This is a genomic window from Agriterribacter sp., from assembly GCF_035497235.1.
Taxonomy (GTDB): domain Bacteria; phylum Bacteroidota; class Bacteroidia; order Chitinophagales; family Chitinophagaceae; genus Agriterribacter.
The window spans coordinates 200,853-221,969 of sequence record NZ_DATJEB010000013.1; the positions used below are offsets into that span (position 1 = coordinate 200,853).

Genomic DNA, 21,117 nt, shown 5'->3' on the forward strand with positions numbered 1-21,117 from the left:
CAAAACATGCGCGGAAAAGGAAAAGCGGTTACCGACCTGTCTACAGAAGAAAAAATAAAAGAAGCGGCAGGAAAAGTGTTTACCCAAAAGGGATACGCCGCCACCCGTACGCGGGATATAGCCGGGGAAGCCGGCATTAACCTGGCCCTGCTCAATTACTACTTCAGAAGCAAGCAAAAGCTTTTTGAACTGGTAATGGCAGAAAAATTAGAAAAATATTTTGGAGTGCTGGCCCCGGTTTTAAACGATGCCTCCACTTCGCTTGAAACCAAAGTGGAAAGCATTGCTTCAAAGTATATTGACCTGATCATTGAAAACCCCGAACTGCCGCTATTTGTTTTAAGCGAGGTGAGAAATAATCCTGAACATTTTATAAAGCTCACGGAAAAGGTTGACTTCCTCAACCAGTCTGTTTTCCTGCAGCAAATAGCTAAAAAGCGGCCGGATATTCATCCTTTCCATTTTTTAGTCAGTCTCCTGGGATTGTGCCTGTTTCCTTTTTTAATGAAACCGGCATTGTTACGCATAGCGAATCTTAAGGAAAAAGCATTCATTGACATGATGCTGGAAAGAAAGGAACTGATACCCGTTTGGATGAAAGCGATACTGAAAACAAAAAGCGTTTTACCCGTTATCCAAAACAAACGACTGAAACTATGATACGCAAACCAAATACGCTCATCAGCATCCTGCTCCTGCTGGCGCCCTATGCCCCGGTGCATAGTCAAACGTTGCAGCTTAGTATTGATAGCTGTTACAGCATGGCAAGACAAAACTATCCACTCATTAAAAAGCAGGATTTAATTGCCAAAAGCAGCCGGTATTCAATTGAAAATGCTTCAAAATTTTATCTTCCCCAGCTTACCGTAAATGGCCAGGCTACCTATCAATCGCAAACCATCAGCTTTTCGGATGCCCTGCCTTCCATACCCGGTATTTCTTTTCCCACCATTGATAAAGACCAGTATAAAATACAGGCAGAGCTGAGTCAGGCTATATATGACGGCGGCGTTACCAAACATCAAAGAGCATTGATCCGGGCCAATGAACAAATTCAGCAACAAAGCCTTGAAGTGAGTTTAAACACATTGAAAGACCGCGTTACCCAGATCTATTTTTCCATGCTGCTGATGAACGAACAATTAAAGCAAAATGAAATCAGGAAAACCGATTTACAGGGTGCGCTGGATAAAGCCAATGCCGCGTTTGTAAACGGAACAGGCTTCAGAAGCAATGTGGATGAATTAAAAGCCGCGATTATTAATATAGATATGACAGCTATAACGTTCAGGGCCAACCGCAAAGCCTTTATGGATATGCTGGCATTGCTGATTGGCCAGCCTGTTGATGAAAGCACCATATTGGTTTTACCCGAACAATTGCCCGTTACGCCCGGAATTAGCAGGCCGGAATTGAAATACTTTGATCTGCAGAAAAAGAGCTTCGACATACAGGAGAAGGAATTGAAAGCCGCATTCACACCACGGCTTAGCGCTTTTGCACAGGGCGCTTATGGCCGGCCTACTTTAAACATTATTGAAAACAAATTTGGCGCATGGTGGATAGCCGGTCTTCGCGTAAACTGGTCGCTGGGGAGCCTGTATACCATAAAGAACAACAAAAGCCTGCTGCATATAAACCGGCAATACTTAGACATTGATAAGGAAACTTTTCTTTTCAACACAAGGCTTACCATGAAGCAGGAAAACGCGGGGATCAAAAAGTACAGCGACCTGCTTGAACAGGACAACAGCATTATTGAGCTGAGGGCCGCTGTGGCACAGTCGGCAAAAGCGCAATTAGACAATGGTGTAATAACCGTACACGAATATATTGCCAAGCTCAATGAAGAAAACCTGGCCAGGCAGCTACGCATTGTTCACCGCATTCAATTATTACAGGCACAATACAATTTTAAAAACACATCGGGCAACTGATCGCAAATTGAAATTTATGAACCGTTATGTAATCATATGTACAGCATGGGTGCTACTTGCCTCCTGCAACAATAACAAAATCACCTACGATGCATCAGGCAATTTTGAAGCAGATGAAGTAATGGTATCGGCACAGCAAAACGGGCAACTGCTATCCTTTTCGGTGCATGAAGGCGATCAGCTAAAAGAAGGAGATATAGTAGGACAGATTGATATGACGGTTCAGCGCCTGCAAAAAGAACAAACAGAAGCCTCCATAACCGCGCTGCAACAAAAAACAGGCTCGGCTGCCGAACAGGTTAAAGTAGCTGCAACACAACTGGCTGCACAGCAAATACAATTGGATAACCTGCACCGGGAAAGGGAACGGTCGCAGAACCTGGTAAAAGCAGATGCAGCGCCACGCAAACAATTAGACGATATCAATGCGCAGGTTGACCAATTGCAAAAGCAAATGGCTGTAACAAAGGAACAGATCAACCTCTACCATTCCAACACCGCCACGCAAAACAGGAGCATACTCAGTGAAAAAGGCCCGCTTGAAAAAGCGGCGCAGCAATTACAGGCGCAAATTGATAAGGGGCAGGTGGTTAATCCGGTTGCCGGTACCGTACTCACTAACTATGCATTAAAAGGAGAAATGGCCATTTTGGGAAAACCTTTATACAAAATAGCCAATACCGACACCCTGTTTTTAAGAGCGTATATAACCGGCAATCAGCTACCACTTATAAAGCCGGGGCAGCAGGTTCAGGTGCGTGTAGACCAGGGAGAACAAGCATATAAATCGTACCCAGGAACGATTATATGGATCTCGGATAAATCGGAATTCACACCCAAAACCATACAAACAAAAGAAGAAAGAGCCAATTTGGTATACGCCATAAAAATAAGTGTAAAAAATGACGGCTACCTGAAGATCGGCATGTATGGCGAAGTGTTTTTTAACTGACAATAGTTATTTGATATATCACTGGTGCTGTGTGGAACGTGAAACGTGAGAGTTGAAACGTGAGAAGTGAGTGGTGAATAGTGAATCTCACCATTCACTATCCACCCCGTCCGGACGCCCGCCTGACCAGATTCGGGCAGGGCGGGCATTGCCTATTCACAATTTGTTGCTGGAACAAGCTTTTGAATGGCTATTCAACATCGTTGTGTCACTCCCTTGTACTGCAAAACTGAATGAAACAAATGAAATCTGTAACACTTCAAAATATTACCAAAACCTACAACAAAGGCCAAGTACCGGCAGTGGATGATGTAACGCTCGAAATAAATAAGGGTGAGCTGTTTGGCTTAATTGGCCCCGATGGCGCCGGCAAAACATCTGTTTTCCGCATCCTCACCACGGTATTACTGGCAGATAAAGGAGCCGCATCTGTTGAGGGTTTTGATGTAGTAAAAGATTACCGGTCCATACGCAAACGCATTGGCTATATGCCCGGCAGGTTCTCTTTGTACCAGGATTTAACGGTGAAAGAAAACCTGAGCTTCTTCGCTACTTTATTTGGTACCACCATTGAAGAAAACTATGCGCTTATTAAAGATATTTATGAACAAATAAAACCTTTCAGTAACCGCAGGGCAGGCAAACTCTCGGGCGGCATGAAGCAAAAGCTGGCACTATGCTGCGCCTTAATTCATAAACCGGAAGTGCTTTTCCTTGATGAACCTACTACCGGCGTGGACGCCGTATCGAGAAGAGAATTTTGGGAGATGCTGAAAAGACTGAAACAGCAGGGCATTACCATACTGGTTTCCACACCCTATATGGACGAGGCGGTTTTGTGTGAAAGAATAGCGCTGATACAGCATGGCAGGGTGATGAGTGTAAACACCCCGCAAAATATTACGAACGCTTACCCCGTACCGTTATATGCTGTAAAAGCTAACAATATTTATACCCTGCTGAGCGACCTCAGAAAGAGCGAACAGGTGGAGAGCAGCTTCGCTTTTGGCGAATACCTGCATGTTACCCTGAAAAGTGATGATACAACGGGCGCTGCCTGGTTAAAAAACCATATAGCGGCACAGGGCCATACAAATATAGAAGTGAAAATAATGGCGCCCACCATTGAGGATAGCTTTATACGATTAATGAATGAAAACGAAAAACAGGGATCCTTTGTATAAGCATAATTTTCAGACATGGAAGAAAAGGTAATCATTTGTAAAAACCTGACTAAAAAGTTCGGCGATTTTGTGGCCGTAAACAATATCAGCTTTGAAGTGAATAAAGGTGAGATATTTGGCTTCCTGGGAGCTAACGGCGCGGGCAAAACCACCGCCATGCGTATGCTTTGCGGACTTTCTTTTCCCACCTCCGGCGAAGCCGCCGTGGCCGGTTTTGATGTGTACCGGCAGCAGCAAATGATAAAGCGGAATATTGGCTACATGAGCCAGAAGTTCTCGTTGTATGAAGACCTGACCATATTAGAAAACATACGGTTTTATGGCGGGGTATATGGAGTGCCTGATCAAATAATAAAAAGCCGGAGCAATGAACTGGTGGAAAAGCTCGGGCTGCAACAGGAAGCCAAAAAGAAAACTGGCGGATTGCCCCTGGGCTGGAAACAAAAGCTGGCGTTTTCGGTAGCTATTTTTCATCAACCCAAAATTGTGTTTTTGGATGAGCCTACGGGCGGCGTAGACCCTGTTACCCGCAGGCAGTTCTGGGATATGATTTATGAAGCGGCAGCCTCCGGCATCACCATTTTTGTAACCACCCACTATATGGATGAAGCGGAATACTGTAACCGTATAACCATCATGGTGGATGGCAGGATAGAAGCACTGGATACACCCCGGCAATTAAAAGCACAATTTGGTGCAAACAGTATAGATGATGTTTTTTACCAGTTAGCCCGCGGCGCTAAGCGATCCGCAGACTAAACCATACCTGTAGGCATGAAACAATTATTGGTGTTTATCAGAAAAGAGTTTTACCATGTGTTTCGCGACCGGCGTACCCTGCTTATTATGTTTGGTATACCCGTAGCGCAAATACTGCTGTTTGGCTTTGCCTTAACCAGCGATGTAAAGAACGCGGAAATCATTATTTCGGACCATGCGCAGGACATCAACACCGGGCAAATTGCCGGTAAAATAAAAGCCTCCGGCTATTTCCTGGTCAAAGAAGCCAATATTAATACGAATGACATTGAAAAGGCTTTTAAAAAGGGCAAACTGAAATGTGCCGTTATTTTTCCTCCTCATTTTGGGAGCGACCTGCTGCATAACGGCAAGGCGCAGGTGCAGATCATTGCCGATGGTGCCGACCCCAATACCGCTAAAACACTCATCAATTATTTAACGGCTATTATTACAGATTACCAGCATCAAATCAGTCCTGTACCTGCTTTGCCCTACTCCATTGTTCCCGAAACCAGGATGCTGTACAATGAAAACGCGAATGGCTCGCTGAATTTTGTACCCGGTGTGCTGGCCCTGGTATTAATGATCGTTTGCACCGCGCTTACTTCCGTAGCCGTAGTGCGCGAAAAAGAATTGGGTACCATGGAAATATTGCTGGTATCGCCGTTTAAGCCGGTGATGGTATTAATTGCCAAAGCCATCCCTTTTCTTGCTTTGTCTATTGCTATTTTTACCTTAATACTATTATTATCAGTTTACGTATTAAACGTTCCCATAAAGGGAAGTCTTTCCCTGCTGTACATAGAAAGCATCCTCTTTATCATTACCTGTCTTTCCCTGGGATTGCTCATTTCCAATACCACCAATTCGCAGCAAACCGCCCTGCTCCTTTCCATGATGGGCATGATGATGCCTACGCTGATCTTCACCGGGTTTATGTTTCCGCTGGAAAATATGCCGTGGATATTCCAGGTGATCTCCAATATTGTACCCGCCCGCTGGTATTTTTTAATCGTAAAAGCGGTGATGCTCAAAGGACTCGGGTTTGAATATGTGTGGAAAGAAACCCTGGTACTGGTAGGCATGACGGCACTGCTCCTGGCAATAGCGCTGAAAAATTTTAAAACGCGGCTATCATGAAAGTGCTGAGTTACATACTGCAAAAAGAGTTTCTGCAGATATTCAGAGACAGGTCTATTCTGGCTATGATGCTTGTTATGCCTACCATTCAGCTTATTATTATTCCACTGGCTATGAACTTTGATGTAAAGCACATTGATGTAGTGGTAGTAGACAACGATCATAGCAGCCTGTCACAAAAGTTCATTTCAAAGATCGGGGCATCCGGCTATTTTCGCTATGTAAATACCGAACCCTCTTATAAAGAAGCGCTGCGCCATATAGAAAACGGAAATGCAGACCTGGTAATGGAAATTCCCGCCGGACTTGAACGTAACCTGGTAAGAGAGGGTATGCAAAAGATTTCTCTTTCTGTAGACGGCATCAATGGCACCAAAGCCGCTTTGGGCGCGGCGTACCTCAACGCGGTTATCGCAGACTTTAATAAAAGTCTTTCACTCAATATAACCGGTTTCGCAAAACAAACAGCAGTGCCGCTGGCTATTGACATTACCTCCGCTAACTGGTTCAACCCACTGGCTGAATACAAGTATTATATTGTACCCGGCGTGCTGGTGCTGCTGCTTACCCTCATTGGCGGATTTATTTCGGCATTGAATATTGTAAAAGAAAAGGAATCGGGAACTATTGAACAGATTAACGTATCGCCGGTTAAGAAATGGGCGTTCATTGTTGGAAAACTGGTTCCCTTCTGGGTAATTGCCATGATCGTTTTTAGCATAGGATTAGTTGTAACCTGGTTAGTATATGGCATTTTCCCTGAAGGCAATATTGGGGTGCTGTATTTGTTCGCCGCTGTGTACCTGGTAGCGCTTTTAGGGTTTGGATTACTCATATCTACCTATAGCGATAACCAGTTACAGGCTATGTTTATCGCCTATTTTTTTATGATGATCTTTATGCTTATGAGCGGCTTATTTACTTCAGTTGAAAGTATGCCCGCCTGGGCAAGGATGATTGCCAACCTTACGCCCATCACGCATTTCATTAAAGTGGTAAGAATGATCGTATTAAAAGGGAGCGGCTTCGCCGATATTAGTTTAGAATTTTTTTACATGATACTATTTGCTATTGTACTGAATGGCTGGGCGATATGGAATTACAGGAAGACAAGCTAAGCAAAGCCATATTCTATATTGATGATGTTCAGGACGTTCCCCGCCCAGCATTATAATAGCGCCTTAGCGTCTCCGGCAATAAAGATTGTAGCAATTTATAATGCGGGACATAGTCCCGGAAGAACATATTGGTCCGAAGTCAGAGACTTCGGACAGCAACAATCGGACAGCAACAATTCTTTAATAGCAATAGCCAGGGGTATTCTTTTTTTTACAGAAAACTTCAGGATATGCATTCCTTAGCAATTACAGTAAACTGAAATTACATTTTTTTAAATAAAACTTACAAACCTCAAAATAAGGTATTATGTACACTACATATCACTTAAAGTCAGCACAGGAAGTAAGCGCAGACCTACTTGATGCTATTAAAGCGGCTTTTAAATCAAAGCCCATCACTATTATTGTAAAGGAAGATGGAGGCGATTTTGAATTTACGGCAGACATAAAAGCTGTTTTGGATGAACGTCTGCTGGAAGATGAAAACACTTATCTAACTGATGAAGAATCCATCAACCGCCTCAACCAAAAGTATGGTTTATAAAATTATTGTCTCTTCCCGGGCAATAAAGGAAATTGAAAATGCGATTGATTAGTATGCCCGTTACAGTACAGATGTTCCTGTAAATTTTATTACTGCGCTTAAGGAAGCCTACTCTACATTGGAAGCTAACCCTTTTCTTAGGGTACGTTACAAGAATATCAGGGCTTTAACACTGCGTAAATTTCCATATTCCCTTTTTTTTGTCATTAACGAAAATCAGAACATCGTCAGGGTACTTTCCTGTTACCACAATAAACGTAATCCTAACAAAAGACCAGGCTATTAGGGCAACAATACTGATTATTGTTTAACGCGCTTACCCTTATGCTTTCGCCCAAAAATCGTAATAATTATACCATTGTGCAGGGTATTGCTTTACTTTCGTTTCCATTTCAACTGCAAAATCGCTGAGCATTTGATGCATGGCCGCGGTTTTATCGCTGTAATCATACGTTTTTATACCTGTAGAATAAAAGTGATAGTGCGTACGGCCTTCTTTCATTGCAAATACATAACATACCGGCACCTTAAACTGCGCAGCCAGTACAAACGGACCTGCAGGAAACCGGGCTGCTTTGCCAAGAAAATCAGCAGTCAATGTTCGGTTGCCTTCCACGAAACGGTCGGCGTGTATACAAACCAGTTCCTTGTTCTTTAACGCTTCATTGATGGCGTAAATATGGGAGAGATCATTTTTGATGACGATGATACGGGCATTACGCTCACCGGTAACCGAAGTAAGATAATCCTTTATTTTTTGGTGCTCCCCGTCAAACATTACCACATTAATCCGCGTATTTAAGCGCTCCAGCAAATGCCCGGCAGCTTCCCAGTTACCGATATGGGAACTCAGCAGTAATCCGCCTCTTTGAAGATGCACTAATTGATGCAGGTGTTCTTCCCCGTCAAAATTGAAAGAAAAGCGGTTAGCCATGCCCGACATGATGGCTATTTTATCAATAAGGCTTTGTCCGAAGCTGTAATAATTTTTATATAACGCGGCAATTGACCGCATGAAGGAATACCCCAGCCTTTTTTGAAAATAATACAGGATATGGCGGGATGATTTCCATGCCAATAAAAAATAATACAGGCTCACTAAACGCAGTAAAAAATAAGCGGGACGAAGTCCGCACTTTTTCAGCACAGCGATAAAGATACTGTAGCCTAACCTGTTACCGCTGGATTTACCACGCCACAGTGGCATTATGCCAGTTCTTTAGCATTTACACGGGAAATAACATAGTTGTAGAAATCGCTGAAGGTAATAATGCCGGTGAAGTCTTCGGGTTTAACTTTAAAAGAAAAATTATTTTCTATTACTACTACCAGGTCTATATAGTCGAGACTATCTAATTCCAATACCTCTTTAACGTTTCCCTCAGGAGTTATTTTTTCCTTTTCTACCTCAAATTCATCAGACAGGAAATGGTTGATCTTCTCAATGATTGCTTCATTCTGTTTCATAAACAACTATTTACTCCATTTTCTGACAATCAGCGACGAGTTGGTACCGCCAAAGCCAAAGGAGTTCGACAAAAATACATTTATATCCTTTTCCGTGGTAGTTTTTACAATATTCAATTTAACAGAATCTTCATCAGGATGTTCAAAGTTGATATTAGGTGCTATAAAACCATAATGCATCATCAATAAGGAATATACGATTTCGCTGGCTCCTGCCATCCAGCACTCATGCCCCGTCATAGATTTGGTAGAACTTACCGGAACCTTAGCCTCCCCGTATACAGTATACAATGCTCTTGCTTCACTGGCATCGCCTGCCGGCGTAGACGTGGCATGCGCATTAACATAATCTATATCGCCCGCATGTAACCCCGCATCTTTCATCGCCATCTGCAAAGAGCGCACGGGACCGGTTACGGTAGGATTTGATATATGTTCCCCGTTAGATGAAAAGCCATAGCCTATCACTTCTCCCAAAATAGTGGCACCTCTTTTGGTGGCAGACTCCAGGCTTTCGAGGATAACAGTTGCACCGCCGCCACTGGGGATCAGCCCATCGCGGCTACGGTCGAACGGACGGGATGCCTTTTGCGGCTCCGATTCATGAACAGAAAAAGCAGACAAGGCATCAAAAGTAGCCATTGAGTAACAATTAATCTCCTGTGCTCCGCCGGTAACAATACAATCCTGCAAACCGGTTTTTATAAAATGGTAACCTAATCCTATAGCATGCGATCCGCTGGCACAGGCAGCACTAATGGTAAAATTTACCCCTTTCAGTTTAAAGATGGTGGAAAGGTTCATGGTAATGGTAGAATTCAGTGTTTGAAACACCGAAGCCGAGCCAATAAGCATGTTGTCTTTCTTTTCGCGCATAATATCTGTGGCGTCTATTACGGGTTTTGCCGAACTGTCGTTGCCATATAAAATACCGATTTCATGATCATTGATATAGGCTTCATCAATGCCAGCCTGTTCCAGCGCCTGCAGCGTAGCCATATAAGCATATTCTCCCTGTTCGGGCAGCATTATTCTTGAACGGCGGTCTAACAACCCTTTTAATACGGGTCGTTCCACAAAGCCGGTGAGGCCGGAACGGTACCCCATTTCTTTACGAACAGGATCCAGTATAATTCCCGAACGGCCAACATACAGGGAATCCCTTACCTCATCAAGATTTTTCCCGATGCAGGAATAAATGCCCATACCTGTTATGACTACCCGTTTATTCATTTTTTATTATTTGGCGTTCAGCTTTTAGCTATCAGCCCTGGGCTTTGAGCTCCCAGCATCTCAAATTTTAAATCTTCTACGAATACATTCCCCCGTTTATAGATAATACTTCGCCTGTAATATAGGAAGATTCCGCAGATGCGAAAAAGCCTACCGCATGGGCCACTTCTTCGGGCTCGCCAAAGCGGCTTACCGGTATCAGAGAGCGCAATTGCTTCTCATCTAATCCTTCCGTCATATCGGTTTTAATAAATCCCGGCGCTATGGCGTTAACCGTAATATTTCTTCTGCCCACTTCCTGCGCCAGCGCTTTGGTTGCCGCAATTACACCACCTTTGGCAGCCGAGTAATTGGTTTGTCCGGGCAAGCCTTTTAGCCCCGACAATGAAACGATATTGATAATCCTTCCGTATTTCTGCATCAGCATATCCTGCAATACCAGCTTTGTAACATAAAAAAATCCGTTCAGGCTGGTGTTAATCACATTGCTCCACTGCTCGTCTTTCATCCACATCAATAACACATCTTCTTTTACCCCTGCATTGTTTACCAGCACTTCTATCCTGTTTTCCGGATTTTGCGCTATCCATCCGCCCAATGCCCCTGTTACCTCTTCCTTATTGCCCACATCAAATTGCAGTAATTCACCGTTTCCCCCTTTTTCACGAAGCAATGCAAGCGTTATTTCGGCCGCTTCCAGGTTACCTTTATAATTAATAAGCACATGGTAGCCCATAGCCGCCAGCTTTATGCAAATAGCCCTGCCAATACCTCTTGATCCGCCTGTAACTAATGCACATTTCATTCGTACCTGTTTTATTCTTTAATGGCTGGAAGTAACTTCGCATATGTATTACCCAATGTGAGAAAATTTACCATGCTCCGTTTCATCCGTATAAATTTGTTGTAAAATACTGTATTTGAATGAAAGGCTAATGGATTGCAGCCTGTTCTGTAAGATGCGTTTCAAAAAAGACGACAGGATTTTGACGGAAATAAGTTATTACCTGTTCCAGTTCCCGGTAACGGGGTTTATCGTCAATGAATTTGGGAAATATTTTTCTGACCGTGGTATACATTTCCTTTGTTGCAGGAGATAATTTTTCAGCACACTCTGCATAATCAATTGCCTGCAGCACGGTAATCATTTGTATGGCAAGCACTTCAAAAGCGTTTTCAATTACTTTTTTTGTCATCAGCGCCGCGTTACAACCCATGCTTACAATATCCTGGTTATCATTATTATTAGGAATGCTGTGCACATACATGGGAAAAGAAAGCGTTTGATTTTCTGCCACGGTAGAAGTAGCGGTAAACTGCATACCCTGCATGCCGAAATTTAATCCAAGCACACCCAGGTTTACAAAGGGCGGGAATTTTTCATTGAGCTTATTGTTCAGCAAATAATTCAATTGACGTTCAGAGAGCATAGACAGTTTTGTAACGGCAGTTTTCAGCTTATCCATCTCCAGCGATACATAGTCGCCATGAAAATTACCGCCATGAAAAATATTATGATTTTCGTGATCAATTACCGGGTTATCATTTACCGAATTGAGTTCATCCACTACCACTTTTTCCGCCTGCTCAATGGTATCTAAAATTGGGCCCAGCACCTGGGTAACACAGCGGAGCGAATAGTACTCCTGCACTTTATCTTCAAAAACATCATGCCTGATGTTATCAGGGTTATACAAATATTCGGAACGGCTGCGAATGAGTTTGCTGTCTTTTAATACATCCCGCAGCATAGCGGCCACGTTGTTTTGCCCCCGGTGCTTTTTTACGATATTCAGCTCATATGAAAAGTGATCATCGTATGCCTCCACTACTTCATTGGTCATTGCAGAAAGCATGACCGCGTATTGCAATAGTTTTTTGGCCTGTATAATATTCAGCAGCCCGATGCCCGTCATGGCCGAAGTGCCGTTTAAAATGGCAAGCCCTTCCCTGATATGCACACGCAGCGGCGTAATGTTGAATTGTTTTAATACTTCGGCTGTAGGCCGGGGCTCACCGTTTACAATCACTTCGCCTTCCCCGATAAGCACTAATGCCAGGTGCGCCAACTGAATAAGATCGCCACTGGCGCCCACACCGCCATGCTCAAAAATGCAGGGCGTAATATTATTATTGATGAGCTCTTTAAGTACTACGGCTACATCTGTATGCACGCCGGAATAACCCTGCATTAAACTGTTCAACCGGGCCAGCATCAGTGCTTTTACCAGTTCCGGAGCAAGGTATTTGCCGCTGCCGGAGCTGTGGCTGCGGATAAGATTGTACTGGAGTTGCAGCACATTTTCGGTGCTTACCTTGTATTGCGCCATGGGTCCAAAACCCGTATTGATGCCATAAATAAGCTTCTGATCCGAGAAGTGCGTGAGAAAATGAAAGCCGGCTTCCATCTTTTCAAGCGCCAGGCTGTTTAAATTAATTTTTCCGTTATTACATATGATCTCAGAAAAGTCTTCCAAAGAAAGCGTTCTGCCACCTACATTTATCATTGCCCGAAGATTATTTTAAAGTACTCGCGACCGCAAAAAAAATAAATATTGGTAAATGTATCAAATTTTTATTCACCGCCTGTCTATAAACTTCACCGCCTTCCTCCCCGCTTCCGGGAATTGCATACCCTGCATCTCTTCCGCGGTAATGTATTTAATATGCGGTGTTACCCGGAGCTTAGCCTGGAGGTAGGCCCGTATTTTATGATCGCATGCTTCGCTATAGCGTACCGGCAACAGGTGCAGCATTACTTCATCTGTTCCTATTTCATTGGAATATACTTCTGCCACATAATCCTTTACATCTTCCATTCCATTCAGCAAATCAAACAAGGCAGGGGCAAAAAGCGTTGTGCCCTTGAATTTGATCATTTGTTTTTTTCGCCCGATAACAGGAGACAGCCTGATGGTATTTCTTCCACAACTACAGGGTTCTTCAAAAAACATGCACATATCGCCTGTTTTATAGCGCAGCAGCGGCATAGCTTCCACACCCAGTGTGGTAATGGTTACCTCGCCCTGCACACCCGGAGGCACCTGCCGGTTATTTTCATCTAATAATTCTGCTATTACCAGTTCGGGGTTATGATGACCGCCTTTACCCGCGCCGCATTCGGTAAACGCGGTTTGCATTTCAGTGGACGCATAGGTAGAATATAAGTTAATTTTCCATGCTTCAGTTATTTTTTTACCTAATACATTCAATGAAAAATCGGTATTCCTTATATTTTCGCCAATGCAAATTGCTTTTTTTACTGAACTGCTATTGATATCAATGCCCTGTTCCGCGGCATAATGAATTAATTTCAATATAAAGGAAGGAACACCCACGATGGCCGTTGGCTGTAACCGGAATATGGTTTCCCATTGCAGGGAAGGTACGCCCGGCCCCACGCGTATAATGCCGGCGCCTAATTTGCGGATGCCAGAATAATAGGCCATGCCGGCCATGAATTGCCTGTCGAGCGTAAGCATCAACTGGTATACATCGGTTGCTTTTCCATCGGCGCAAACAAAAGAAGCATACTCATTGTATGCCAGGCGCTGCAGGTCGTTTTCGGTTAGCGCAACGGTAACCGGGCTGCCCAGTGTACCCGAGGTAGAGGTATATTCAATGATTTTATCACGGCTTACGCAAAGAAAATCATCATTGCGCTGCTGCAGGTCTTCTTTTGTTGTTGTGGGAATATGAGCCATACCGGCTATTGACCCGATCTGCTTTACATTAATATGATGTGCAGCGAATAGTTCTTTATAAAAGGGAGACCTTTGCTGAAGGTATTGTAATAACTCCTGTAGTTTTTTTTCCTGTACAGCCTGTATAGTGTGCTTTAACTGAAAGGAGGTTGGGGATGAATAGGACATGCGCGAATTTTCAACAATGTTTGGCTAACCAGGGCGCTAAATTAAGATTTTTGAGGAGAAATAAACCGGAAGCCATAAACAGAAGCTATTTACAGATGCTATTTATTGCAGATCATTCCTTTCTTCATCCTCATCTTCTTCACGGGAGGAAGCTGCAGTATCCGGCGTGTCTTCGGGTAATCCGGCTCCGGGTGTATCCTCGTCATTTGTTAACGTATCATCATCATTCAATCCCGCATCTTCGTTAGCTCTATTTTCCTCTTCAGTGGCGGGTAACTCATCCTCTTCTATAGCAGGCTCACCAGATCCTTCAATTGTTAAGGTAGCATGCTGCAGCAGCGCTCCATTTTCGGCTACCACTAAATTGCTTTCTGCTTCCACTTCAAAATGACGGGCATTTACCAATGTAGGCTCTACCACCTGGTCGGCCAGTATTTCCTTTATACGGGGAAGATCTTCGGCTGAATTAATACCAAAATAATCCATGAAGGAACGCGATGTGGCATATATCAAAGGCTTTCCGGGTAATGCTTCATTCCGGCCTGTAATTACCACCAATTCTTTTTCCAGTAATTTCTGTATCACGTAATCGCAATTAACGCCCCGTATAGATTCTACTTCACCTTTGGTGATGGGCTGCTTATACGCGATAATGGCCAGGGCTTCCATGGCAGCGGCTGATAACCGCTTTAAAAACTTGTCACCATTTAACTGGGCAATGGTTTTATGAAAACCGCCCTTGGTCAGAAATTGCCATCCGCCACCGCTTTGCCGTACTTCAAAAGGATAAAATTCCGTGGCATATTTTTCTCTTATCCCCTCAATGGCTGCTTCTACCTGGTCTAAGGTGGCCCGGTCTTCAATAAATCCCAGCGCATTATTCACCAGCTCAACCAGCTCCAAACTGGTCAGTGGCTTTTCGCTGGAAAATATCAGCGCCTCTATATGTAATATAATTTGTGATATTTCCATCTATCCCTGTAAAGCCGCCGCTCCACTTACTATTTCGGTAAGCTCGGTGGTAATAGCAGCCTGTCTTGCCCGGTTATAAGAAATACGAAGATCTTTCAGCAGTTCGTTCGCGTTTTCACTGGCCTTATCCATTGCCGTCATCCTTGCCCCGTGTTCGCTGGCATTGGCATCAAGAACCGCTTTATACAACTGGGTATTCAATATTTTAGGCATCAGTTCCGCAATGAGAATTTCTTTGCCCGGCTCAAAAATAAAATCTGCTTTTGTTGTTTTGCCGTCTTTATTTTCCGCTTTCGGGATAGGCAAAAATCTTTCTACCGTAAAACGCTGTGTAGCCGCATTCCTGAATTCGCTATAGATCACTTCTACTACATCAAATTCTTTTTTTGCAAAAGCTTCTATAGCAGCCTGAGCTACCTGCTGAATATGTTCAAATGAAATATGCTGTAATACATCTTTGTAAGCGGGATTTACTGCAAAACTTTCTCTCTGAAAAAAATCAAACGCTTTTTTCCCTACCGGCCAAATAGTGATATTACTTTTAGCCGTTTGCGCGGCATATTTTTCCTGCGCTACTGAACGGGCAAGTTTAATAACATTGGCATTATAGGCGCCGCATAAACCGCGGTCGGAGGAAATTACGATCAGTAACACTTTTTCAACCGGCCGTTCTGCAGCCAGATCCCCGCTGCTATCGCCATCCGTATTACTGACTATATTACTGAGCATTTCCTGCAGCTTTTTGGCATAGGGACGCATCTGAATAATAGCATCCTGGGCGCGGCGTAATTTTGCGGCACTCACCATTTTCATGGCTTTGGTTATTTGCTGCGTGCTTTGAACGGATTTGATCCGGTTGCGAACTTCTTTTAAGGCGCCGGCCATATTAAAAAGTTAAGTAGTTGATTGATAATTAGTTAATTGAACAACAACCCGTTATTCTTTACAGGTTATTCCAAAATGACCGCAAAGGTATTTGAATTGGGTGAAAAAACCATAGGGAGAAACAAGTTGCAGGTTGCAGGGGTGGCTGGAAGTAAACCAGTGAGTAGTGCGTGGTGCCTGCAACCTATTGCCTGATACCTGACACCCGAAACCTGATACCTGCATCCTGTACAAACAATACATATTTTCCGGCGGTGGTGAATGCTGAAAAATCTGCTATGCGTGCTGTAGTGGAAGAGTAAGCCGAAGTTTCTGGAGCTGACAGCATCCCTTTATATAAGGTATCTTTTTTATTGACAGACAACAGGTAGAACATATTGGATTCAACGGGGCTTGTAACCACTGCTATTTTAGATGCATGCGTGTAAAATCCATCCTGGTTAAGCTGTATGCCGGTTAATGGCTGGGACTGTAAAATGCAGCTCCACGATATAAATACAATGAATAGAAATACCGCTGTAATTTTCATAAACGTTTTTATTTTTTATCCGCTACTATACATACCGCGCCTAATGGAGGCACTGTAATTTTAATACCATTCAATGTTGTTGCGGAATAGGCTTTTAACAACGCATAATCGGCTGGTCCGCCTGCAGCCTGTTCAGGTCCGTTTCCGTTAACCAAAACTTTTCCTGAAAATTCACCGTTGTCATTACTGCCTTCTAAGCTATACCAGTAAAAACGATGGCCGGTATTGAAATTATTTATTTTCACTTCTGTTGTCACCGGCGAGGCGGAGGTATTGATCAAAGTGATATTTACCTGCCCGGAACTATAGGTGGATGCGTATGGTACAATAGCTGTAGTATTTTTTACGCTTACCGGTATGAACCGGTCGCCCAGCATTTTTTGAAAGAAATACATATAATAGAACGAAGGGCGTGGCGTCCATTTTGGAATACCGGGTTCGTTGCCATCGCTAAAGAGTCCATGATCATCGCCATTGCTCCATCCGTTAAGCAGATCCCAGCGGGCTGCCATACCATATTTATTTTTCAAGGCTTCCCCCATGATCAGTAAAGCAAAAACACCGCTGGTATTGGACACCTGCTGTTTGGAATTTTTGGCCCACATATTCCATTCGGTTAATGCAACGGGCTTCACAGGGGCCCCTGTCGTTTGCAGTGTTTGCAATACAAAATCCATCATTTTAGCAGGAACGGTGTATGCTGCACCCAGTACTTCAGCCGCATTGGAATTGGCGTTATAGGTTGTAAAATAATTGTGCACCACATAAAAATCGTGCTGATCGCCCAACTCAGGGAGCATGCTGCTGTTCCAGGTTTTTACCGTATTAGTTTGCCATGTTTCGGCGGGCGATTCCACCAATGTTGCCCCTATATAAATTTTTTTGCCCATTTCCGTTGCGGCTTTTTGCATAGAATCTGCAAACACCTTAAAATGCTGCGCGTATAATTTACCGGTTACATATTCAGGCTGCCCGTCTTTATTTTTAATGCGGTCTATACGATACCCCCATTCCCAGTCACCGTAATTTTCGTTACCAATTTCCCAGTATTGCGTACGGCCGTTATCGTAGCGTACCCAGTCGGCGGCAAGGTGAGCAGCAGCCGCAACGGGATCATTGCTGGTTCCATAGCGGGCGTAACCATAATTAACGGTAATCATTCCCTGGTTACCGCTTTGCTGCAGCATGGCGTAATACTGGTCGAGGTTGGCGCTCCAGTTGTTGTTGCTTTTGCCATACCAATACCCGGGATCTTTCAGTGCGCCGTCTTTATCCATTATCTGCTGAGGAACATCCGGAGGTAATGCGTTCTGCGGTTGGTTCCAGAAGTATACATCGCTACCGCTGCCAGCGGGCCAGCGAATAATATGCGGGTGCAGGCTGGTGATATGATTCATGAACAGCGGCTCCGTTACCATGGGCGTCATCCAGGTATTGGCGTTATGCCCGAACATAGAAAGTGGTATTTTGGTAATAACGGCGGATGCGTCTACCGTTATAATATTGTTCGTAACTGCTGTAACGGGCGTAACTTCTGTATAGGCTGGTGCTGTAAATGTTTTAGCCTGCCAGTCGTCTAAAAAAAATCCCATAGTAGTAGCGGCAGGCGGATCCGTCACCGGTTTAACCACTACCAGTGTATCGGTTGGTGGAACAGGATCGGCGGAAGGTGATTTGTTTTTTTTGCAGGAAAATATACCTGTGCCTGCAAGAAGGAGCAGCAGGAGAGTAAAAATGATAACGGCTTTACTCATTCGTTCATTTGTAAGGATGATGCAATACTTTATAAAGCAGCGGCAACTTTTCAGGGTTACCGCTGCTTATTGTACAGGCGTAGTGTCAAACGATTTTGTTACTATTTAATAAACATAATATTGTCGAAATACAATGTTTTACCCTCATCGTTAATCTGGAAAAGAATAACGCTTATTGAATTCATTCCAGGGATTAAAGTGGCGGTTTCTTCTTTAAAGTAAGTCCATTTACCGGCCGGTATAGTTAATGTTTTTGCCGGTGCGGTAAGTGCCCAGTTATTGCCTTTCATTTCAAGCTTTACCTTTTTTTCCACATCAGCTCCCTTAACCCAAAAAGTAAAATATTTGGTTCCTGCCGGGAGAGGTAGCTCCGAGCCCATGCCTATTTGCAAACCACCCCATGTTCCTGCGGGATCGTATGCTGCTTTCAGGCTTTTTCCTCCGGTTACAAAATCATCAGCAGAAGCTGAGTAGGTTCCACCCCATGACCAGCTTTGCGCCGGGTTAACAAAGTCGTTGGTAAATATCTGCGTTGCTTTATCTACATTCACAAACACGATATCTGTGGCTTTGTCGCCCCCGCTAGTGGTTAAAACCAGCTTTGCTTTTTCTGTTTCGGAAGCAGGCATCCGGATAACCATTTCATTTAATGATTGTGAAATGATGGTTGCTTCCTCAGTAGTGCCTTCCAAAACCACTTTGGTAACAAGGTCAAAATTATTGCCTGTAAGTTTAATGGTAGAGCCGGATTCAAATTCAGCAGGAAAGGCATTATTAACAAGCGCAAGCGGTATTACTTCAAAAGGGATCGTTAAGGATTTGCCCTGGCTATTGGTGAGTACAATGTTTTGCGTACCTCTTGTAGCTGTATCCGGCACCCTGAATAAAATAGCAGTTTCCGTATTTAGCGTTGACTGAAACAAAGAAGGTGCACTGTTTTTATCGAAGATAATGCTGCGCATATCACCCAGACCGCTGCCTTTAAGGGTTAAAAGCGTGCCTGGTGCTCCGCTGGCAGGTGTAATATTTTCTAATTGCGGGTTACCCGGCTTTATATCCGGACTGCCATCTTTCATGTCTTCTTTTGTACATGCATTCATTGTCCAGGCCATGGTGAGAACAATAACGGCGAGTACCTGGATTTTGTGAATAAATATTTTTTTCATATCAGTATTTTTATGCTTTTTAATAATAGGGTACAGGATCTTTACTTAATTCCGGATCCTGCAGCACTTCTACAGCGGGTATGGGCAGGTGCATCATGCTTTCCGTGAATGCGGTGATGTAAGAAGGGTAATCGGCTGTGCCCCTGTTTTGCGCGCTTATAATAGCTTTAGCCTTAGCAAACCCCTGTCGCTGAATATCAAACCAGTAATCGCCTTCAAAAGCGAATTCAACACGGCGTTCCTGCAATATATCATCTGCGGTAATAGAAGATTTAACAGGCACATGTGCCCGCTCACGTACTTTGTTAAACGCGGCAAGCGCTTCTGTATCGGTTGTAGATGCGTTGTCTCCCAGCACCGCTTCGGCGTAGATCAGTAATACATCTGCATAGCGCAGTATCATGGTGTTGATGCCGGTATTCATTCCCAATACTGTTTCGCCGCCGTATTTAGCGCCGGGGCCTACAACGTATTTTGCAATATTGGAACGGGTATCATTTTTTTGTCCGCCATCACCTACGGTTTGCGTGGTGTCATATTTATAGCCGCCAGCCATAAATGCATTATAGGTAGCATTTGAGTTTTGCGGTTTCCATGCGGGTTTGCTCCAGCCATGTTCCATCATAGAGCCCTGGCGGCGGATGTCGCCTGTTTCATACGCTTCTCGCATATCCATTGTTGGAAGATATAATTCCCACATATTAGCTTCATCCGTTTGGAGATTCCCGGGTCCCCTGTCCGGATTTTTTTGATTACCCGAACCCCACGGATTACCCGTAAGCTGGTGCTGTACGGCAAAAATGGATTCTTTGTTATTGTTATTAGCGCTGGAATTAAACATACCGGCGTAATCTTCCACCAGGTCGTATTTGTTGGATTGGATAACTTCCAGCGCTTTTGTTTTTGCACTGTCATAATCTTTACGGTATAAATATAGTTTGGCCATCATGCCTTTGGCTGCATATTTATTCAGCCTTCCGGGAACAGGATCTGTTTCGGGTAAACCTGCTTCGGCCAGCTTTAATTCTTCGAGTGCAAATTGTAAAACATCTTTTTTCAAATATCGGGGAACATTAAATTGCCCGCCTAAAGCGGTTTCCCCGGGGTTGTTGATAATAGGCGCATCACCCCATATGCGTGCAATAAAAAAATAAACGGTTCCTTTAAAAAAATGGCATTCGGCAATAGCCGGATCAATAAAGGAGGCATCACCACCCATAGCTTTCTTTTGCTCTAAGGCTTTCATATACTCGCTTGTCCAGCCGCCTATTTTATAAAACACTTTCCAGGCATCCGCAACGCGTACGGCCGTAGAAGCAAGGGTGAAATTTAAGAATGGCGCATCATCGGCATTTCCCCCACCGGTATATTCATTGCCGGCCATCACATCGCCAATGACATCCATAGCGCGGTTTTCATAGCCCGACCAGGGGAGTCCATACAGCGTACTGGTTAAACTTCTCACTTCTTCGGCTGTATTATAATAATTAGTCAGCGTTGTTCCATCAAGGGACGAACGTTCAATAAATGCTTTTTTACACGATGCCGTTATTATCACGATGGCTAATACGGCATACAATTTTTTATTTTTCATCTCTAAAAATTTAATCTTTAAAATTCGGG

20 protein-coding genes are annotated in these 21,117 nt (G+C 43.8%); 8 read left to right on the forward strand and 12 right to left on the reverse strand.

Annotated elements, in window-relative coordinates; translation table 11 throughout:
- The first annotated feature begins 6 nt into the window (after positions 1–6).
- The 8 genes from VL121_RS03845 to VL121_RS03880 all read left to right on the forward strand — a co-directional run bounded on the left by VL121_RS03845 (position 7) and on the right by VL121_RS03880 (position 7,616).
- Entirely contained in the window at positions 7–660 is a 654-nt protein-coding gene (locus VL121_RS03845; protein ID WP_325402336.1) for a TetR/AcrR family transcriptional regulator, read from the forward strand.
- Entirely contained in the window at positions 657–1,937 is a 1,281-nt protein-coding gene (locus tag VL121_RS03850; RefSeq protein ID WP_325402338.1) for a TolC family protein, read from the forward strand. The genes VL121_RS03845 and VL121_RS03850 overlap by 4 nt, the downstream gene beginning before the upstream one ends.
- Before the next feature lie 16 nt (positions 1,938–1,953).
- Complete coding sequence (locus VL121_RS03855) at positions 1,954–2,889, forward strand: HlyD family secretion protein (protein WP_325402340.1); 936 nt, start codon at positions 1,954–1,956, stop codon at positions 2,887–2,889.
- A 242-nt stretch (positions 2,890–3,131) separates the two neighbouring features.
- Positions 3,132–4,073: an ABC transporter ATP-binding protein gene (locus tag VL121_RS03860; protein WP_325402342.1), complete on the forward strand. Its 942-nt coding sequence runs from the start codon at positions 3,132–3,134 to the stop codon at positions 4,071–4,073.
- Between the two features lie 15 nt (positions 4,074–4,088).
- A complete protein-coding gene (locus tag VL121_RS03865) occupies positions 4,089–4,832 on the forward strand; it encodes an ABC transporter ATP-binding protein (protein ID WP_325402344.1) in 744 nt (247 codons plus the stop codon).
- A 15-nt stretch (positions 4,833–4,847) separates the two neighbouring features.
- Positions 4,848–5,954 carry an ABC transporter permease gene (locus VL121_RS03870; protein WP_325402346.1) on the forward strand — a complete coding sequence of 369 codons (1,107 nt, stop codon included), beginning with the start codon at positions 4,848–4,850 and terminating at the stop codon, positions 5,952–5,954.
- Positions 5,951–7,072, forward strand: a complete 1,122-nt coding sequence (locus VL121_RS03875; RefSeq protein ID WP_325402348.1) for an ABC transporter permease — start codon at positions 5,951–5,953, stop codon at positions 7,070–7,072. The genes VL121_RS03870 and VL121_RS03875 overlap by 4 nt, the downstream gene beginning before the upstream one ends.
- A 307-nt stretch (positions 7,073–7,379) precedes the next feature.
- Complete coding sequence (locus VL121_RS03880) at positions 7,380–7,616, forward strand: hypothetical protein (RefSeq protein ID WP_325402350.1); 237 nt, start codon at positions 7,380–7,382, stop codon at positions 7,614–7,616.
- A 322-nt stretch (positions 7,617–7,938) separates the two neighbouring features.
- Here the strand turns inward: VL121_RS03880 and VL121_RS03885 are convergent, their stop codons facing one another.
- From VL121_RS03885 to VL121_RS03940, 12 genes are all read right to left on the reverse strand, one after another.
- Positions 7,939–8,823, reverse strand: a complete 885-nt coding sequence (locus tag VL121_RS03885) for an LpxL/LpxP family acyltransferase (protein ID WP_325402352.1) — start codon at positions 8,821–8,823, stop codon at positions 7,939–7,941.
- Positions 8,823–9,083: a phosphopantetheine-binding protein gene (locus VL121_RS03890; protein ID WP_325402354.1), complete on the reverse strand. Its 261-nt coding sequence runs from the start codon at positions 9,081–9,083 to the stop codon at positions 8,823–8,825. The genes VL121_RS03885 and VL121_RS03890 overlap by 1 nt, the downstream gene beginning before the upstream one ends.
- Positions 9,084–9,089: 6 nt before the next feature.
- Positions 9,090–10,316 (reverse strand): beta-ketoacyl-[acyl-carrier-protein] synthase family protein, encoded by a 1,227-nt coding sequence (locus VL121_RS03895; RefSeq protein ID WP_325402356.1) that lies wholly within the window; start codon positions 10,314–10,316, stop codon positions 9,090–9,092.
- Positions 10,317–10,392: 76 nt separating this feature from the next.
- On the reverse strand, positions 10,393–11,121 hold the full coding sequence (flxB, locus tag VL121_RS03900) for a flexirubin biosynthesis SDR family reductase FlxB (RefSeq protein ID WP_325402358.1): 729 nt from the start codon (positions 11,119–11,121) through the stop codon (positions 10,393–10,395).
- A gap of 127 nt (positions 11,122–11,248) precedes the next feature.
- The gene (gene flxA / locus VL121_RS03905) at positions 11,249–12,823 is read right to left on the reverse strand and encodes a flexirubin biosynthesis tyrosine ammonia-lyase FlxA (protein WP_325402360.1); all 1,575 of its coding nucleotides are present in this window, start codon (positions 12,821–12,823) and stop codon (positions 11,249–11,251) included.
- 72 nt (positions 12,824–12,895) lie between these two features.
- Positions 12,896–14,188, reverse strand: coding sequence for a flexirubin biosynthesis putative acyl-CoA ligase FlxY (flxY, locus tag VL121_RS03910; RefSeq protein ID WP_325402362.1), 1,293 nt, complete (start codon positions 14,186–14,188; stop codon positions 12,896–12,898).
- A gap of 102 nt (positions 14,189–14,290) precedes the next feature.
- On the reverse strand, positions 14,291–15,160 hold the full coding sequence (gene scpB, locus VL121_RS03915; RefSeq protein WP_325402364.1) for an SMC-Scp complex subunit ScpB: 870 nt from the start codon (positions 15,158–15,160) through the stop codon (positions 14,291–14,293).
- Positions 15,161–16,045, reverse strand: coding sequence for an ATP synthase F1 subunit gamma (gene atpG / locus VL121_RS03920; protein WP_325402366.1), 885 nt, complete (start codon positions 16,043–16,045; stop codon positions 15,161–15,163). It abuts the gene before it with no gap.
- Positions 16,046–16,229: 184 nt separating this feature from the next.
- On the reverse strand, positions 16,230–16,574 hold the full coding sequence (locus VL121_RS03925) for a cellulase N-terminal Ig-like domain-containing protein (protein WP_325402368.1): 345 nt from the start codon (positions 16,572–16,574) through the stop codon (positions 16,230–16,232).
- An 8-nt stretch (positions 16,575–16,582) separates the two neighbouring features.
- Positions 16,583–18,328: an alpha-L-arabinofuranosidase gene (locus VL121_RS03930; RefSeq protein WP_325402371.1), complete on the reverse strand. Its 1,746-nt coding sequence runs from the start codon at positions 18,326–18,328 to the stop codon at positions 16,583–16,585.
- Between the two features lie 101 nt (positions 18,329–18,429).
- Positions 18,430–19,494 carry an IPT/TIG domain-containing protein gene (locus tag VL121_RS03935; RefSeq protein WP_325402373.1) on the reverse strand — a complete coding sequence of 355 codons (1,065 nt, stop codon included), beginning with the start codon at positions 19,492–19,494 and terminating at the stop codon, positions 18,430–18,432.
- Positions 19,495–19,513: 19 nt separating this feature from the next.
- Entirely contained in the window at positions 19,514–21,088 is a 1,575-nt protein-coding gene (locus VL121_RS03940) for a RagB/SusD family nutrient uptake outer membrane protein (protein ID WP_325402375.1), read from the reverse strand.
- Positions 21,089–21,117: the final 29 nt, after the last annotated feature.

Bases quoted from the DNA above. Each gene is read 5' to 3' on its own strand.
- VL121_RS03845 (WP_325402336.1), top strand. From the start codon at position 7: ATGCGCGGAAAAGGAAAAGCGGTTACCGACCTGTCTACAGAAGAAAAA.
- VL121_RS03850 (WP_325402338.1), top strand. From the start codon at position 657: ATGATACGCAAACCAAATACGCTCATCAGCATCCTGCTCCTGCTGGCG.
- VL121_RS03855 (WP_325402340.1), top strand. From the start codon at position 1,954: ATGAACCGTTATGTAATCATATGTACAGCATGGGTGCTACTTGCCTCC.
- VL121_RS03860 (WP_325402342.1), top strand. From the start codon at position 3,132: ATGAAATCTGTAACACTTCAAAATATTACCAAAACCTACAACAAAGGC.
- VL121_RS03865 (WP_325402344.1), top strand. From the start codon at position 4,089: ATGGAAGAAAAGGTAATCATTTGTAAAAACCTGACTAAAAAGTTCGGC.
- VL121_RS03870 (WP_325402346.1), top strand. From the start codon at position 4,848: ATGAAACAATTATTGGTGTTTATCAGAAAAGAGTTTTACCATGTGTTT.
- VL121_RS03875 (WP_325402348.1), top strand. From the start codon at position 5,951: ATGAAAGTGCTGAGTTACATACTGCAAAAAGAGTTTCTGCAGATATTC.
- VL121_RS03880 (WP_325402350.1), top strand. From the start codon at position 7,380: ATGTACACTACATATCACTTAAAGTCAGCACAGGAAGTAAGCGCAGAC.
- VL121_RS03885 (WP_325402352.1), bottom strand. From the start codon at position 8,823: ATGCCACTGTGGCGTGGTAAATCCAGCGGTAACAGGTTAGGCTACAGT.
- VL121_RS03890 (WP_325402354.1), bottom strand. From the start codon at position 9,083: ATGAAACAGAATGAAGCAATCATTGAGAAGATCAACCATTTCCTGTCT.
- VL121_RS03895 (WP_325402356.1), bottom strand. From the start codon at position 10,316: ATGAATAAACGGGTAGTCATAACAGGTATGGGCATTTATTCCTGCATC.
- flxB (WP_325402358.1), bottom strand. From the start codon at position 11,121: ATGAAATGTGCATTAGTTACAGGCGGATCAAGAGGTATTGGCAGGGCT.
- flxA (WP_325402360.1), bottom strand. From the start codon at position 12,823: ATGATAAATGTAGGTGGCAGAACGCTTTCTTTGGAAGACTTTTCTGAG.
- flxY (WP_325402362.1), bottom strand. From the start codon at position 14,188: ATGTCCTATTCATCCCCAACCTCCTTTCAGTTAAAGCACACTATACAG.
- scpB (WP_325402364.1), bottom strand. From the start codon at position 15,160: ATGGAAATATCACAAATTATATTACATATAGAGGCGCTGATATTTTCC.
- atpG (WP_325402366.1), bottom strand. From the start codon at position 16,045: ATGGCCGGCGCCTTAAAAGAAGTTCGCAACCGGATCAAATCCGTTCAA.
- VL121_RS03925 (WP_325402368.1), bottom strand. From the start codon at position 16,574: ATGAAAATTACAGCGGTATTTCTATTCATTGTATTTATATCGTGGAGC.
- VL121_RS03930 (WP_325402371.1), bottom strand. From the start codon at position 18,328: ATGAGTAAAGCCGTTATCATTTTTACTCTCCTGCTGCTCCTTCTTGCA.
- VL121_RS03935 (WP_325402373.1), bottom strand. From the start codon at position 19,494: ATGAAAAAAATATTTATTCACAAAATCCAGGTACTCGCCGTTATTGTT.
- VL121_RS03940 (WP_325402375.1), bottom strand. From the start codon at position 21,088: ATGAAAAATAAAAAATTGTATGCCGTATTAGCCATCGTGATAATAACG.